Raw genomic sequence first — 14731 nt, 5'->3', positions numbered from 1 at the left:
GTGGCAGGGAGCGGGTACCGCTCACACCGGGTCCTGCATGCTCGCCGCAACCTCGTTGCGCAGGGACTCCCACAGGGACAGCTTGAGTTCGACGAACCGCGGCGATGCCGTGGTGGCCATGCCACGGGGCCGATCGAGGTCGACCGCGATGTCCGACGTGACCGCTGCCGGTCGCCTGCTCATCACCAGCACCCGGTCGCCGAGCAGGAGCGCCTCGTCGATGGAATGGGTGACCATGACGACCGTCTTGCGGTTCTGCTCCCACAGCTCGATCAGGTCCTCCTGAATGAGCGACCTGGTCTGCGCGTCGAGCGCGCCCATCGGCTCGTCCATCAGCAGGGTGTCGGGATCGGTGACGAAAGCACGGGCGAGGGAAAGGCGCTGCCGCATGCCACCGGACAACCGGTCCGGGTACGAGTCGGCGAAGGCGCGCAGGCCGACCCGGCTGAGCCAGTGCGCGGCCCGCTCGACGCGTTCCTTCTTGCCGACTCCCGCCATTCGCAGCCCGAACTGCACATTTTGTGTCGCCGTGAGCCACGGGAACAGCCCGTTGTCCTGGAACACGAAGGCCACCCGTGCCGGATGCCGCTCGCCGGCCGCCGAGCCGAGGTGAACCGAACCCGAGGTGGCCCGTTCCAGGCCACCGATGATCCGCAGCAACGTCGACTTGCCGCATCCGGAGGGGCCGACGACCGACAGGAACTGTCCCGTGGGAACGGACAAGGTGACGTCGCTGAGGGCGTGAACCACATCTCGGCGGGCGGCGAATACCTTCGATACCCCGTCCACTCGCACCGCGACATCGCGATGGGTGGCGCGCTCGACGATGATGGGCCCCTCTCCCGGGTTCATTCCCACCGATCGTGCCGCGCCGGGGCCGATCGCGCGAAGATCTGGTGACAAATCACACCGATAACGGATCCGTCGGCACGATACGGACGTCTGCTGAGGGCGCAGAATGTTGATCAGGCGGACGGTCCTGTTTCTTTGACAAGTCCTTTTTTCGCGCGGTGCCGCGCTATGTCGGCTCCAGCAAGGACCGCAGCGCATGGTCGAACGCCTCGACGTCGAGTTCCGCACCGCTCACCACGGCACGGAGCATGGCGCCGTCGAGGAGCATGCTGACGGCCCGTGCCCGTACCGGGCCGGTGACCGGCTCCAGGATCTCCTGGAGTTGGGCGATCCACAGCTCTGCCGGCGGGCGCAGTGCGGGTTCCCGGGCCGCCGCCACGTACAACTCGATCTCGACGATCGCTCGCGCACGATCGGCGAGGTAGTCGGCGGCAAGCCGTACGAGCGCTGCCCGCGGGGTCTCGCCGGAGGTGAGGCGCCGGCCCCATTCCTGCATCTCGGTGGCACAGGACCGGGCCAGTTGCTCGACGGCGGCCGACACCAGGTCCGACAACGCGGGGAAGTAGTACGTCGTCGACCCGAGCGGCACGTCGGCGCGGTCGGCGACCAACCGGTGCGTGACCCTCGACAGGCCGTGCTCGGCCATGACCTCCACCGTGGCGGCGACGATCGCCCTGCGCCGTCCTTCCGGGTCTCGGCGGCGGGGAGCCCGTCGCTCGTTCAATGCGCCCCGCCGAGGTTGAGCACCACCACGCCCACGACGACCAGCACCAGTCCCAGCACCTTCACCACGCTCAGGGACTCCCCGAAGAACGTGACGCCGATGACGACGATCGCGGCCGTGCCCAGGCCGGACCACACCGCGTAGGTCACGCCGACCGGCACCGTCTTGACGACCTGGGTCAGGAAGACGAGCGACACCCCGTATGCGACCAGGCACGCGACGCTGGGCCAGAGCCGGGTGAACCCCTCGGTGGCCTTCAGCAGGCTCGTCCCGAGCACCTCGGCGGCGATGGCGACGAGCAGGAACACGTACGGCATGGGCAGCCCTTCATGTACGGACGTACATGTACAACAGTACAACTCAGACCCGGTGCCGGTCAGGTGGTCGCGAGGGTGGCGTCGAGCCAGTCGAACATGACCTGGTGGGCACGCGAGATCGCTCCCATGTGGCAGTGCTCGCCCGCTCCCTCGGCGTCGGTCAGGGTGGCCAGGGTCGTGAGGGCGTTGACGAGCGCCTTCTCCGCCTCCTGCGGCTGACCTGCGAGGAACTGGTCGTTCTCCGCGTCCATGATCAGCGTCGGGGCCGTGACCCGGTCGGCGATCCCGTCGAGGGTGTAGGCCGTGGTCCGGCGCACCAGGTCGGCGAAGGAGTCGGTGCCCATCGCCCAGGAACCGTTGCGCAACGCCCAGCGCACCTGGGTGTTGCCCGCTGCGAGCATCGCCAGCACCGGGTCGGCCACGTCGTCGCGGCCCTGGGTGATCCAGGAGGCCACGACGGGCGGCAGGATGCGGTCGAAGGCGGCGTGGAAGTCGTGGATCCCGTCGTCGAGGATGAGTGCGGCGATGCGGTGTTCGAAGGCGGCTGCGCGGGCGACGAGATAGCCGCCGAGGCTGTAACCGAACAGGGCCATCTTGTCCGCGGCGATCTCGCCGCGGGTCTCGGCGAAGTCGAGAACCGGTGTGACCACCGCTTCCCAGTCGGGACGGAAGACGAGGCGCTGGTCGCGCAGTGCGGCGCCCTGTCCGGGGCCGTCGAAGGCCAGCACGTTGTATCCGCGGCGCAGTGCCGCGGCGGCCACGGCGAAGTAGGACTCCTCGAGTGTCGAGTCGTATCCGCTGTTGTAGACGACGGTAGGGCGTGGGGTGCCGGACCCGTCGACGAGGAAGAGGTACCCGGGGAGTGTCGTGTCCGCGTACGGGATGGAGACGACCTCGACGGGGCTGTCGAACAAACCGGCTGCCGTGATGAAGGTGTCGCGGGCGAGATGCGACAGCAGGGTGACCTCCGGGTCGGTGGCCGGGTGCTCGCGCAGGAAGAACTCCGCGGTGCGGTAGTAGTTCGACGCTCTGAGGAGTGCCTCCCGTGCGCTGACGCGGTGGCCGGCGGTGAGCGATTTCTCCCCGATCGCCCGCACCCGTTCCGCGGTGGCCTTCCAGGCCCGGTGCCAGCCGGCCTCGTCGCCTTCGCCGATGGTGCGAGCGGTCGCGATGACCTCGCCGAGGTCCGCACCCCCGTACGGGGCGAACCCGGCGGCGCGCAGCGTCTCGAACGAGAACGACTCGTCGTCGAAAAGGAACTTCACGGCATCTCCCTTAGGCGAGACGGAACCGTTCCGCCTCGGCACGGCGACGGTACGTCGCACCGCAGCCGAGACGCAACCGTTCCGTCTCGTGTTAGCGTGTTCCGCGTGTCGTCCGCCTCAGGGAAGCCCGCCCGCCGTACTCCTGGTGGTCCCGTCCTCCAGGACGACGTGACCGACGCTCTCGCGGTCGCCTTCTTCGACGAGCTGGCCGCGGTGGGTTACGGGAGGCTGTCCATCGAGGCGGTCGCGCGGCGCGCCGGCACCGGCAAGGCCGCGGTCTACCGGCGCTGGCCCTCCAAGCAGGCGATGACCGTGGCTCTCGTGTCTCGGGCGGCCGTAGCCTCGGTCGTGGCTCCCGACATGGGCAGTCTGCGTGAGGACATCGCGCAGTTCCTCCGGGCCGCCCGCGAGGCGCTCGAGCACTCTGTCGTGTCCAGGATCGTGCCGGACCTGCTGGCAGAGGCGTCCCGCAACGACGAGCTGGCCGAAGCCCTGATGGCCACGGTCCGCACCCCTCGGCGGGCCGCCGCGGCCCGCATCCTGCAGCGGGCGATCGAACGCGGGGAGCTTCCCGGCGACATCGACATCGAGCTCGGCCTGGACTTCCTCGGCGGCCCCGTCTATTGGCGGTTGATCGTCGTCCGGACACCCACCGGGGACGACTACCTCGAGCGCCTCACCAGCAAGGTCATCGGCGCACTCACGGCATGACTCCGCGCTCGTCACTGCTGTGCGGCACGCACCAGGCGCAGCTGCCCGATCTCGGCGGTGTTCTTCATCAGTTCGGCGTTCACCCAGGCGACCATGTGCGCGACGGTGTGCTGAGGGTCGTTCGGCCACGGGAACGGCGCGATCCGGTCGAGGTCGGCGTCGGTCAGCCCGTCGAGCGCCGCGGACCAGTCCGCTCGAAGGCCGTGCAGCCACTCGACCGCCTTTCCGCCGTCACCAGGCCAGGCGATCTCGGTGAGCTGCCGCGGCGTGCGTCCCCGGGTGTGGTCGATCGTCACGCTCCACCACCAGCCGATATGCCAGATGATCCAGCCGATCGTGGGCACGGGGATCGGGTCGGGCTCGTGGTCCTCCCAGTCCGGCACCCACGAGCCGCCGTCGTCGAGTCTCAGCGTCCAGCACGCGGCGGCGGGTTCCCACAGGAAGTCCGCCGCCGTCAGCCGCTGCAGGTGGTACTCCAGCAGCGACCATGCCAGGTCGAACTGCCAACGCAGTAGGTCACGACGGTGCACCGCGCGATCCTGGCAGCGGTGTGCGCCGTGGTCGCCGGGTTTCCGGTCCGGCGACCATGGCTACCCGGCGCTGCGGACGTGCCACTCCTCGGCACGGCGGCTGCGCAGGGTGGCGACCATGGCCACGATCCCCAGCAGGACCGCGGCGAACCCGAGCGCCCATGCGAGACCGACGTGCAACACCAGCAGGGCACCGACCAGCGCCCCGACGAGCATCGTCACCACGGCCAGCACCCGTCGCGCGATCGTCGGGTACCCGCCCTTGCGCCCGTCCGCCGCGATGCCCGTCAACGTCATGGTGAGGACCGTGGTGGTCAGGTCCGGCACGGCGAGCCGGCGGACCGCCGCGTTCTGCAGCCCCATGGCGGCCGCCAGGAGGGCGGCGACGACTGCCAGGCCCCAGTCTCCGGCAGTGGACGCCAGCAGGCCCGCACACACGAGGCCCGTCACCACCAGGCCGAGTTCGATCGCCGCGCTGTTTCGCAGGAGCTGACCTCGGTGCCCACTCCAGCGTTCGACGTGAGGGCCGCCTGCTCCCGCGCCGACGAGGAACCCCGCCAGCGCGGCCAGCGACGCGGCCAGCGAGAACCCCGGCGCGCCTGCGAGAGCGAAGCCGATGAACACCACGTTCCCGGTCATGTTGGCCACGAAGACCCTGCCGAGGGCGAGGATGCTGACGGCGTCCACGACCCCGGTCGCCGTGGTCAGCACCAGGAGAAGGATCGGCAGGGGTCCGTGGGCGTCGTTCCGCGCGAGTTCGGTCCACAGCCGCGACCCGGACCCGGCCATGGCGCCTCCTCGGTGGTGATCGGGCCACCGGCGCCGACCGTCTGCTGGCCGTCCGGCCCGGCACCATCGTGACCCATGGGGTGCGCGCCCGTGCGGTGAAGCGGTGCGCTCTGTTCTCGGCTGCAGTACGCGCCTGGTCATTCGAGAAAGCCACCGGGACTGCCACCATCGACGTGGTCCACTGGGCGGCACGACGTGGAGGAATTGGTCCGACCCGCCACGATCGGGCATGGTCTGTGCTTTCCTCGCCTGCTAGCGTTCGACTTGGTTGAGGGTGCAACCACGAATTACCAGTGCAAGGACCATCGGCGAGTGACCCCCCGGATGTCCGAGCGTGATTTCGGTCCGACCATCGCGGGCCTCACGAAGTCGTCGGCAGCGGTCCGGTACCGCACACCCATGCCAGACTGCATCCGGCGCGGATGCTGTGCTTCTACACGCCCGGCGGCACGGAGAGCACCTTCATCGAAGGCGGCGACGAGCCGGAGGAGGGTGTCATGGTGCAGCCATGGGGCCCCGAGCGCATCGACGAGCGGGTGCTGTCGATCCTCGCGAGGTACGGCACGGAAGCGCTCCCGGACCTCCCGTAGCACCTGCACCGGACCCCTTCTGCTCACACCGCCGAGCGGGTGGGGGTGGCCGTGCCGTGCAGGCGCTTGGCGTGCGCCGCGTACGCCCGCGGCCCCATGACCGGCAACAGCAGGCGTGCGATGAGCGGGGCGTAGGCGAGAACGCCCTGCATGACCTCCGGGTCGCCCTCGTACATCGCCATTCCGAAGGCCAGCGGCAGGTGCTTCTTCGGGAGTTCCCTCATGGCGTGGGCGCCGAGTTCCTGCCACTCCGCGGCGGTGACGTACTTCTCCGCCAATGGCAGGATGTGCTGCTCCTCCAGCGCCGTGTGTTCGACGAGCACCGGGATCAGGCGATCGAGGGCTGCTGCCAATGCCTCACGGTGCGAGAAGGACGCATCGCGGCGCCAGCCGGTGAGCGCCGCCGCGATCTCCCTGTTCGACTGTTCGATGGATTCGTGGTGACCCTCCATCTCGTGCACCACGGCAGCGATTTCGGCAGGCCCTCGCTCCAGCAGTTTCGGCCACAGCAGCGCGTCCTCGCCCCCGTGGTGCGCATGAAGAATGGTGCTGATGACGGTGACGTGGCGGCTGATCACCCCGGCCCGCTTCACATCGCCTTCCGGAACACCGCGGACCAGCATCGATGCCTGGCTGAACTCCCGGCGGATCATGATGTGTGTCAGGTACATGTCGCGGACATCGGCCATCGCACCGGGTGCAGTTGTCATCGTATTCCTCTGATCGCGGAGGGGGCGGATCCTACGCGTGATGTGGGGGTGAATTGCCGGTACCGGCTCGGCCCCGTGCGGCCTGCTTGGCACGCCGGACGGACTCCGGCTCGGCGGGCGGGACGGGACAGGACAGGTGCTCCGTTAGGCTGGCGCGGTGTCCACGGCGTGTCTCGAACTGCTGAGCGGATTCCGGCCCCGCAATCCCTCCGAGGCCGCCGACGTGGCCCGGGTCCTGGAACTGGTGGAGAGCGCGGAAGACCCGTGGCTGCGTTCGATTCCTCTGCACGTCACGGCGTCGGCGCTGATCGTGCACCCCGAGAGCGGCCGAGTGCTGTTGCGTTGGCACGAGCGGCAGCAGGCCTGGTTGCAGGTCGGTGGGCACGGCGACCCGGGGGAGACCGACCCGGTCGAGGTTGCGCTGCGCGAGGGACGCGAGGAGAGCGGACTGACCGACCTGCTGCCGTGGCCGGACAGGGTGCTCGTCCACGTGGTGGTTGTGCCGGTCGCAGCCAAGGGCGACGAACCCGAACACGAACACGCCGATCTGCGGTTCGTGCTGGCCACTGCGGAACCCGACGCGGTCCGCCCGGAGAAGGAGCACGCTCCGCTGCGCTGGCTCAGCGTGGCGGAGGCGCACACGGTCACCGAGGCGAACGTCCGCGAGACGCTGGCCCGCGTCGAGGCGCTGCTCCCGGGCTGACCGTCCGGCAGGAAACCGGCCGCTGAGCTCCGCGTAGTCGATCTCTCCGGATCCTTGTCCACCCGAATGGGATCGGACATCGTTGCAACGGCCGAGCCGGAATCTGCGACATCCCCTGTGACGAGGGTGCCGGCGAAGCGGCGGTAGGCCCGCCGACTTCAGGAGCAACAGATGATCTCGATCGTTGGAATGGTCGCGCTGCCGCCGGTGGACGCGCCCGCCCACATTCTCAAACAGGCGCGGCACCTGACGCGCCCGCCGGGTGGTGTGCCCGACGGCCCGCCGCCCGGTGGTGGCTCCTGCACATGTGGCCACGGCCGGGATGCTCATGAACATTTCCGGGTCGGTGGCGAATGCTCGATGTGCCGATCCCCGCAGCGCCGGTGTCTGCGGTTCCGCCGCAACGGCGCGGCAGGCACGAACGGAGTGCCCGGAGCCTGACGCCGTCCCGGTTCGGGTCGCGCCGGCGCGGTCCGGGCGCCTCCTTCCCGTCCACCAGGGCGTACCGCCGCGCTGCTCAACTGTTCGTCCGACCGGCGTGCCGTCCCCCGTGTCGTCCCGGCCCGCAGCGCTTCCCAGGACCGCCCGGCGACGCTCGTGGCGCGTCCAACCCTCGTGCCGCAGCCCCGTCGTCGTCGCGGCGGGTGGTCACGCCGGCGTCTGCCGGGAGCACCGGGCTCGGCCGAGTGGCCGAGAAGCGCACGCCTGGCCGCTCCCGACTACGGCCTGTGGTCATCCCTGCGAGCAATTCTCCCCCGAACGGGTTTTCGTGGACGTGCGGGTGAAAGAACTGTAACCACCGGCCTGTGGCGTTTCTGTTCGGAGCGGTGTTCGTTATAACTCGCTGAGGAGCCAACTCAGTTCCCGGCGCGGTCCGATCCTTTTCGGGTGCTCGTCCGGGCGTCACCGATAGGGAGAAAACTCGTGGCATCGGCTAACAGCTCCGCTCGCACGAGAGTGCTGCGACCCTGGATGGGTGTGGCGCTTGCAGTGGGAACCGCCACCGCGATGGTGGCCATGGCGGGAGTCGCGGGCGCGTCCCCGGCTCCGGCCCAGGGCGGGGGCGGCCCGGTTGCCGGACCGCCGCAGGCCGTCACCGAGCTCAGCCCGGAGATCGTTGTCGGACCCATCGTCATCCCCGCCATCACCATCCCGGCGATCGGTGGTGACGACCGTGACCGCGACGACCACCGCGGCTGGGCGGAACGGGACGACCACCGCGGCTGGGCGGAACGGGACGACAAGGACAAGGACAAGCACCACGACGAGGTCAACGCCGAGTCCCACAAGGATGACAAGAAGTTCGAGAAGGCCGAGGACTTCGACAAGGACAAGAAGGTCGACAAGTCCGAGGACTACGACAAGGACGACAACGGCAAGGACGACAACGGCAAGGACGACAACGGCAAGGACGACAACGGCAAGGACGACAACGGCAAGGACGACAACGGCAAGGACGACAACGGCAAGGACGACAACGGCAAGGACGACAACGGCAAGGACGACGACGACAACGGCGACGACGACAACGGCGACGACGACAACGGCAACGGCGACAACGGCAACGGCGACAACGGCAACGGCAACGGCAACGGCTCGCAGGTCCCGAACGCGCCCTCGGGTGGCGTCGAGACCGGCGACGGAAGCACTGCGCCCGCCGGTTACGCGCTCGGTGCCCTCGCCCTGGCCGGCATCGGCGGAGCCGCCGCGCTGACCGCGCGCCGCACACAGCGGCAGCGCGCAGGACGTCACGAGGCCTGATGCGTCACCGCCTCGTTCGCCGCCACCCCCGTCGGGTCCTCACTCGGGTCCTGACGGGGGTGGCGGCGCTGTGTGCCGTGTTCAGTCTCGGGCTGGTCGCGTGCGGTATGGAGACCGGCGCCGATCGTCCGGTGGTGACCGCTCCTGCGCCGGACGAACGGGCTCCTGCTCCTTCCGGGGGGCCGTTGGCGGCGCCCCTGCCCCGTTCGGAGCCGGTGAAGATCCAGATCCCGAGCCTGGGGGTCACCTCCGAGCTCATGGATCTCGGTCTGCAGGCCGACGGCACGATGGAGGTGCCTCCCGGTGCCTATCCGGCGGGTTGGTACACGGGGGCGCCGAGTCCGGGCGAGCTGGGTCCGGCGGTCATCGCCGGGCACGTCAACTGGGCGGGCAAGGACGGCGTGTTCTCGAAGCTGACCGAGCTCAAGCCCGGTGACCAGGTGGCTGTGGCCCGGAGCGACGGGACCACTGCCTTGTTCCGCGTGGACCGGGTGGCCGAGTACCCGAAGCACCAGTTCCCGACGGAAGCGGTGTACGGGAACATCGATCATGCCGGGCTCCGGCTCATCACCTGTGGCGGTGACTTCAACCGCGAGGCCCACAGCTACGAGGACAACATCGTGGTCTATGCCAGCCTCGTCGGTTCCGATGCCGTCTGAGCGTGCCGCGAGCTGTTCCCGGAACCGGTAGGCCGGTCGTAGCGCCGGCCTACCGGTTCCGGCGTGAGTCCGGTGCGCCGACGAGCCACAGGAGTGTGGAGCGGCTCAGTGCACAGGCGAGGATCGCCGCCTGCAGCCCCACGAGCAGCGCGCCGGTCACGACGTCGACGGGCCGCTCCGACGGCGAGGGCGCCACGACGAGCAGCACCACCACGCCGACGGCGACGGTCGAGGCGGCTGCGGACAACAGCACCCGGCCGATCGGCATCCTCCTGAACAGGGTGACCGCGCCCCAGAGCAGGACCAGCCCACCGAGCACGGCCACGGCGGTCGCGGTGGTGTCCACCGCGCCGTCGGGGCCGCCGCCGGCTGCCACCACGGCGGCGAGCGCGATCAGGAGCAGCCCGTCGCCCGCGCCCAGCCCCACTGCGGTGAGGGGAGCGGTGCGGGTGGGTCGAGCGGCTGTCCGCGACCCACGTTCACGCATGCCTGCCCCTGTCGTCCGTGGCGCCACAACTGGACGTCGGCGGAGCACCGTGAAGCGCTACGTCGACGGTGATGATCACGGGCAGGGGTCGGTCGGGAGCGCCGAGCGGCATGATCCGGTGGCCGGCTGCTTGCCGCGCCGGGGGACGGGCTGCGCGCGAGCCCGGGTCACGCGGTGGACAGCGCCGCCGCCCGGCCGGCCTGCCGACCGGAGAACAGGCACCCGCCGAGGAACGTGCCCTCCAGTGACCGGTAGCCGTGCACCCCGCCCCCGCCGAACCCGGCGACCTCGCCCGCCGCGTAGAGGCCGGGCACGGGGGTGGCGTCGGCGCCCAGCACGCGGCTCGACAGATCGGTCTGCAGGCCACCCAGCGTCTTGCGGGTGACGATGCTGAGCCGCACGGCGACCAGCGGACCGTTCGCCGGGTCGAGGATCTTGTGCGGCTGCGCGATGCGGACCAGCCGGTCGCCGCGGTAGCGCCGCGCGGCGTGTATCGCAGCCAGCTGCATGTCCTTGGTGAAGGGGTTGTCGATCTCCCGGTCGCGGGCGACGATCTGGCCCTGCAGCTCGGCGAGATCGATCAGCGGCTCGGGGTCGTCCGGTCCGTCGGTGTTCGCGACGAGCTTGTTCATGCCCGTGACGAGCTCGGCGAGCGTGTCGGCGACGACGAAGTCCACGCCCTTGTCCATGAACGCCTGCACCGGTGCCGGCGCTCCTGGCCGGATCCGGCCGAGCGTGGCCCGGATGTCCTTGCCGGTGATGTCGGGGTTCTGTTCCGAGCCCGAGAGCGCGAACTCCTTCTCGATGATCTTGCGGGTGAGCACCAGCCACGAGTGGTCGAACCCGGTCCGGGCGATCGCCTCGAGCGTGCCGAGGGTGTCGAAGCTGGGGAAGTTCGGCGCGGGGAAGCGCCTGCCGCGCGCGTCGAACCAGAGAGACGAGGGTCCGGCGAGGATCCGGATCCCGTGCCGGGCCCAGATCGGGTCCCAGTTGTGGACGCCCTCGGTGTAGTGCCACATGCGGTCGCGGTTGACCAGCCGGCCGCCTGCGCGCTCGGTGATCGCCAGCATCCGGCCGTCGACGTGCTCGGGAACGCCGGAGATCATGTGGCGCGGCACCGGACCCAGCCGGGACGGCCAGTTGGCCCGCACCAGATCGTGGTCGGCGCCGAGCCCACCGGAGGTGACGATCACGGCCTGGGCGTGCAGCTCGAACTCGCCGACCTCGGTGCGGGAGCTCGCCGTGCCGCGCGCGGCGGTGCTCGGCTCGAGTACTGCGCCCCGCACGCCGTCGACGGCTCCGTCAGTGACCGTCAGGTCGTCCACCCGGTGCCGGAACCGCAGCTCGACCAGCCCCTTCGCGACGGCGTCGCGCACCCGGCGCTCGAACGGGGCGACGAGCCCCGGCCCGGTGCCCCAGGTGAGGTGGAAGCGCGGCACGGAGTTGCCGTGGCCGTCGGCCAGGTAGCCGCCCCGCTCGGCCCAGCCCACGATCGGGAACCAGCGCACCCCCTGGGCGTGCAGCCATGCGCGCTTCTCACCCGTCGCGAAGTCGAGATAGGCAGTGGCCCACTGCCGGGCCCAGAAGTCCTCGCCCAACGGGTCGTCGACCCCGCGGTCGAACGCGGCGCTGCCCAGCCAGTCCTGCATCGCGAGGTCGAAGGAGTCGCGGATGCCCATCCGGCGCTGCTCGGGGGAGTCGACGAGGAGCAGCCCGCCGAACGACCAGAACGCCTGCCCGCCCAGCCCCGTCTCGGGCTCCTGGTCGAGCAGCAGCACACGGCGGCCCGCATCGGCGAGCTCGGCTGTTGCGACAAGGCCGGCGAGGCCCGCCCCGACGACGATGACATCTGCTTCCACACGGACACACTTCAGGCGCCCGCGGATCAGGTCAAGAAGGCCGGCGGATCACGTCGTGCTGCACCCGGCGCAGCGCCGAGACGACCGTCCAGTACCCGGCCCGGGCGGCACTCTCCACCCTGGCGGCGTCGATGGTGAGCCCACGGACGCCGAGGTCCTGCTCCGGCACCAGCGCCAGCAGGTGCGCGCCACCGCGGGCCGGGTGGGCCGCGTCGTCGAGGACGGCGAGCGCCGGGCCGTGCCGGTTGCTCTCCTGGGCGATCATCCCCAGCCCGGGGGCCAGCCGGTCCAGCGCGCGTGCCCACCGGGCGGGCCCCGCGCCCGGGTCGGCCCGGCGCAGCTCGGGAACGGTGCGGTTGAGCAGCGCCAGCACGTGGGTGGCGCCGTCCCGCAGGGCGCGCAGCACCGGCAGCGGCTCGGCGACCGAGCCGTCGATCCACCGGCGCCCGTGCAGCTCCACCGGTGGCCCGGCGAGCAGCGGGATCGACGCGGTCGCCCGCAGCGCCCTCTTCCACTCCTCCGGCGTACCGGGCTCGAGGACGTGGGGCTGAAGGTCGTCGGCCGCGGTGGCGACCACCCGTAGCGGCATCGCGGACGAGCCGAGCCGGTCCCACGCCATCGGCTTGGAGTGGACGAGGACGTGGTCGATCAGGTGGTCCAGTGACACGACCGGCCGGCGCAGACCGAACCGGCGCGGGTCGATGAAGGCGCGGGAGGCCATGTCCTCGAAGAAGATGTGAGCCGAGCCACGGCCGTCGCCGAGCAGCAGGGCCGCACCGATGTAGGCACCCGCCGAGCTGCCGTAGACCACGTCGAACCAGGGTGCGAGCCCGGCGTCGTCCAGTGCGTGGGCCATCCCCCCGGCATAGGCACCCCGCATGCCGCCACCGCTGACCACGAGAGCGATCCGGTGCCCGTCGGCCCGGCTGCCCGTGGTCCGGCGGCGCAGCAACGCACGGAGCACCTCCTCGTCGCCGCGCAGCGCGGGCGAGGCGTCGAGGACCGGCTCGAATCGGGTGACCACGTCGCGATACTTCCGTGCCGTCGCCGCCGCAGGGGACAAGTGTGACCTGTCGGGTGGGCCGGCATCCCTCGGAAGAGAGGGGCGGCGCGGGGAGATCTTGCGGATGTAGGGTCGGATCGTGGCGCAGCTGAAGATCGACGCGGAGCCGGACGAGGTCGGAATCGACGGAGCGCGGCTGTCGCGCATCGACGCGCATTTCAAACGCTACGTCGACGACGGCCGGCTCGCGGGCTGGACGATCGCCCTCGCCCGGCGCGGCAAGGTGGCCCATCTCAGCCACTACGGACTGGCCGATCTCGAGACGCGACGCCCGGTCGCCGACGACACGATCTGGCGCATCTACTCGATGACCAAGCCCATCACGTCCGTGGCGGCGCTGATTCTCCTGGAGCGCGGTGCGCTCGAGCTCACCGACCCCGTGTCGCGCTACATCCCGGCCTTCGCCGACTCCCGCGTCTACGTCAGCGGCTCGGCGGCCAACCCGGGCACCGTGCCCGCCACCGAGCCGGTCCGGATCTGGCACCTGCTCACCCACACCGCAGGGCTCACCTACGGCTTCCACCACGCGCACGCCGTCGACGAGATGTACCGGGCGAAGGGCCTGGAGTTCGGGGCGCCGCGGGGGATGGACCTCGCCGGAGCATGCGAGGTCTTCGCGGGGCTGCCGCTGCTGTTCCAGCCCGGCACGGAGTGGAACTACTCGGTGGCCACCGACGTGCTCGGCCGCGTCGTCGAGGTGGCCTCCGGGCAGTCGCTCGACGCGTTCTTCGCCGAGCACGTGTTCGGCCCGCTCGGCATGGAGGACACGGCCTTCTCGGTCACCTCGGACGACATCGACCGGCTCGCCACCCTGTACGTGCGCGGCCACGACGGCGCACTGGCCCGCTCCGCCATGGGTGAGGGCGCCACCCGGCCGCCCACGTACCTCTCCGGCGGTGGAGGGCTCGTCTCCACGGCGGCCGACTACCACCGCTTCACCCAGATGCTCGCGCGGGGCGGTGAGCTCGACGGCGTCCGGCTGCTCGGACCGCGCACCGTCGCCTACATGACGCGGAACCACCTCCCGGGCGGAGCCGACCTCGACCAGGTCGGGCGGCCCATGTTCTCGGAGTCGCCGTTCCGCGGTGTCGGCTTCGGCCTCGGCGTCTCCGTGGTCGTCGACGCCGCGGCCGGCAAGGCGATGGCGCAGGAGGGCGAGTACGGGTGGGGCGGCCTGGCCAGCACCGCCTTCTGGGTCGACCCAGCCGCCGAGGTGACTGCGTCGTTCTTCACCCAGTTCATGCCCTCGAGCGCCTACCCCATCCGCCCCCAGCTCCGCACGCTGGTCGCCCAGGCACTTCTGGACTGACCCGATGTCCAACGCGCTCGCGCTCACGATCCGGGTGGCAGTGGTCGCCGTGAGCCTATGGGTGGCCACCGTGCTCGTGCCGGGTATCGACAACACGGCGGGCACCACCGGCAGCCGGGTCGTCACCCTCGTCGTCGTCGCCCTGATCTTCGGCGTGGTGAACGCCGTGCTGAAGCCGATCATCAAGGTGGTGGGCTGCCCGTTCTACGTGCTGACACTCGGCCTCATCGGGCTGGTGGTGAACGCGCTGCTCTTCCTGCTCGTCGGCTACATCGCCCTAGGGATCGGCCTGCCGTTCAGCGTGGACGGGTTCGGCCCCGCATTCGTCGGCGCGATCGTCGTTGCGGTGGTCGGGTTCATCCTGCATTTCGTCATCCCCGACCGGCTCGACCACCGCTGACG

At 70.5% G+C, this 14731-nt stretch carries 17 protein-coding genes; 7 read left to right on the top strand and 10 right to left on the bottom strand.

The window, feature by feature from the left end; genetic code table 11:
* Positions 1-21 precede the first annotated feature (21 nt).
* The 4 genes from AC5L35_RS16875 to AC5L35_RS16860 all read right to left on the bottom strand — a co-directional run bounded on the left by AC5L35_RS16875 (position 22) and on the right by AC5L35_RS16860 (position 3158).
* Entirely contained in the window at positions 22-852 is an 831-nt protein-coding gene (locus AC5L35_RS16875) for an ABC transporter ATP-binding protein (protein ID WP_495060580.1), read from the bottom strand.
* A 166-nt stretch (positions 853-1018) separates the two neighbouring features.
* The gene (locus AC5L35_RS16870; protein WP_495060579.1) at positions 1019-1576 is read right to left on the bottom strand and encodes a TetR/AcrR family transcriptional regulator; all 558 of its coding nucleotides are present in this window, start codon (positions 1574-1576) and stop codon (positions 1019-1021) included.
* Positions 1573-1893 (bottom strand): DMT family transporter, encoded by a 321-nt coding sequence (locus tag AC5L35_RS16865; protein WP_495060578.1) that lies wholly within the window; start codon positions 1891-1893, stop codon positions 1573-1575. Before AC5L35_RS16865 ends, AC5L35_RS16870 begins: the two co-directional genes overlap by 4 nt.
* Before the next feature lie 59 nt (positions 1894-1952).
* Positions 1953-3158, bottom strand: a complete 1206-nt coding sequence (locus AC5L35_RS16860; RefSeq protein WP_495060577.1) for an alpha/beta hydrolase family protein — start codon at positions 3156-3158, stop codon at positions 1953-1955.
* Positions 3159-3263: 105 nt separating this feature from the next.
* Between AC5L35_RS16860 and AC5L35_RS16855 the strand changes: the two genes are divergently transcribed.
* Positions 3264-3869, top strand: a complete 606-nt coding sequence (locus tag AC5L35_RS16855) for a TetR/AcrR family transcriptional regulator (protein WP_495060576.1) — start codon at positions 3264-3266, stop codon at positions 3867-3869.
* Positions 3870-3880: 11 nt separating this feature from the next.
* Here AC5L35_RS16855 and AC5L35_RS16850 read toward each other — a convergent pair whose 3' ends face one another.
* Both AC5L35_RS16850 and AC5L35_RS16845 read right to left on the bottom strand, forming a co-directional pair.
* Positions 3881-4399: a DinB family protein gene (locus AC5L35_RS16850; RefSeq protein WP_495060575.1), complete on the bottom strand. Its 519-nt coding sequence runs from the start codon at positions 4397-4399 to the stop codon at positions 3881-3883.
* A 60-nt stretch (positions 4400-4459) separates the two neighbouring features.
* Positions 4460-5188 carry a YoaK family protein gene (locus tag AC5L35_RS16845; RefSeq protein WP_495060574.1) on the bottom strand — a complete coding sequence of 243 codons (729 nt, stop codon included), beginning with the start codon at positions 5186-5188 and terminating at the stop codon, positions 4460-4462.
* Positions 5189-5610: 422 nt separating this feature from the next.
* Here AC5L35_RS16845 and AC5L35_RS16840 point away from each other — a divergent pair, with 422 nt between their 5' ends.
* Positions 5611-5778 (top strand): hypothetical protein, encoded by a 168-nt coding sequence (locus tag AC5L35_RS16840; RefSeq protein WP_495060573.1) that lies wholly within the window; start codon positions 5611-5613, stop codon positions 5776-5778.
* Positions 5779-5801: 23 nt separating this feature from the next.
* Here AC5L35_RS16840 and AC5L35_RS16835 read toward each other — a convergent pair whose 3' ends face one another.
* Entirely contained in the window at positions 5802-6467 is a 666-nt protein-coding gene (locus tag AC5L35_RS16835; RefSeq protein ID WP_495060572.1) for a hemerythrin domain-containing protein, read from the bottom strand.
* 178 nt (positions 6468-6645) lie between these two features.
* On the opposite strand from AC5L35_RS16835, the gene AC5L35_RS16830 reads away from it, so the two are divergent.
* The 3 genes from AC5L35_RS16830 (at position 6646) to AC5L35_RS16820 (ending at position 9611) form a co-directional block, all read left to right on the top strand.
* Positions 6646-7191, top strand: a complete 546-nt coding sequence (locus AC5L35_RS16830) for an NUDIX hydrolase (protein WP_495060571.1) — start codon at positions 6646-6648, stop codon at positions 7189-7191.
* Between the two features lie 978 nt (positions 7192-8169).
* Positions 8170-8952 carry a hypothetical protein gene (locus tag AC5L35_RS16825; protein WP_495060570.1) on the top strand — a complete coding sequence of 261 codons (783 nt, stop codon included), beginning with the start codon at positions 8170-8172 and terminating at the stop codon, positions 8950-8952.
* A 134-nt stretch (positions 8953-9086) separates the two neighbouring features.
* On the top strand, positions 9087-9611 hold the full coding sequence (locus tag AC5L35_RS16820) for a class F sortase (RefSeq protein ID WP_495060569.1): 525 nt from the start codon (positions 9087-9089) through the stop codon (positions 9609-9611).
* 49 nt (positions 9612-9660) lie between these two features.
* On the opposite strand, the gene AC5L35_RS16815 is transcribed toward AC5L35_RS16820, so the two are convergent.
* The 3 genes from AC5L35_RS16815 to AC5L35_RS16805 form a co-directional block, all read right to left on the bottom strand.
* Positions 9661-10098, bottom strand: coding sequence for a hypothetical protein (locus AC5L35_RS16815; protein ID WP_495060568.1), 438 nt, complete (start codon positions 10096-10098; stop codon positions 9661-9663).
* Positions 10099-10265: 167 nt separating this feature from the next.
* Positions 10266-11957 carry an FAD-binding dehydrogenase gene (locus tag AC5L35_RS16810; protein ID WP_495060567.1) on the bottom strand — a complete coding sequence of 564 codons (1692 nt, stop codon included), beginning with the start codon at positions 11955-11957 and terminating at the stop codon, positions 10266-10268.
* Between the two features lie 31 nt (positions 11958-11988).
* Positions 11989-12981: a patatin-like phospholipase family protein gene (locus AC5L35_RS16805; RefSeq protein WP_495060566.1), complete on the bottom strand. Its 993-nt coding sequence runs from the start codon at positions 12979-12981 to the stop codon at positions 11989-11991.
* 118 nt (positions 12982-13099) lie between these two features.
* On the opposite strand from AC5L35_RS16805, the gene AC5L35_RS16800 reads away from it, so the two are divergent.
* Together AC5L35_RS16800 and AC5L35_RS16795 are read left to right on the top strand one after the other, a co-directional pair.
* The gene (locus tag AC5L35_RS16800; protein ID WP_495060565.1) at positions 13100-14329 is read left to right on the top strand and encodes a serine hydrolase domain-containing protein; all 1230 of its coding nucleotides are present in this window, start codon (positions 13100-13102) and stop codon (positions 14327-14329) included.
* A 4-nt stretch (positions 14330-14333) separates the two neighbouring features.
* Positions 14334-14729, top strand: coding sequence for a phage holin family protein (locus AC5L35_RS16795; protein ID WP_495060564.1), 396 nt, complete (start codon positions 14334-14336; stop codon positions 14727-14729).
* The last annotated feature ends 2 nt before the right edge of the window (positions 14730-14731 follow it).

The organism is Pseudonocardia sp. OZ21, from assembly GCF_059359135.1.
The sequence above is the reverse complement of the archived record's forward strand: the minus strand, read 5'-3'. Positions and strand labels throughout refer to the sequence as shown.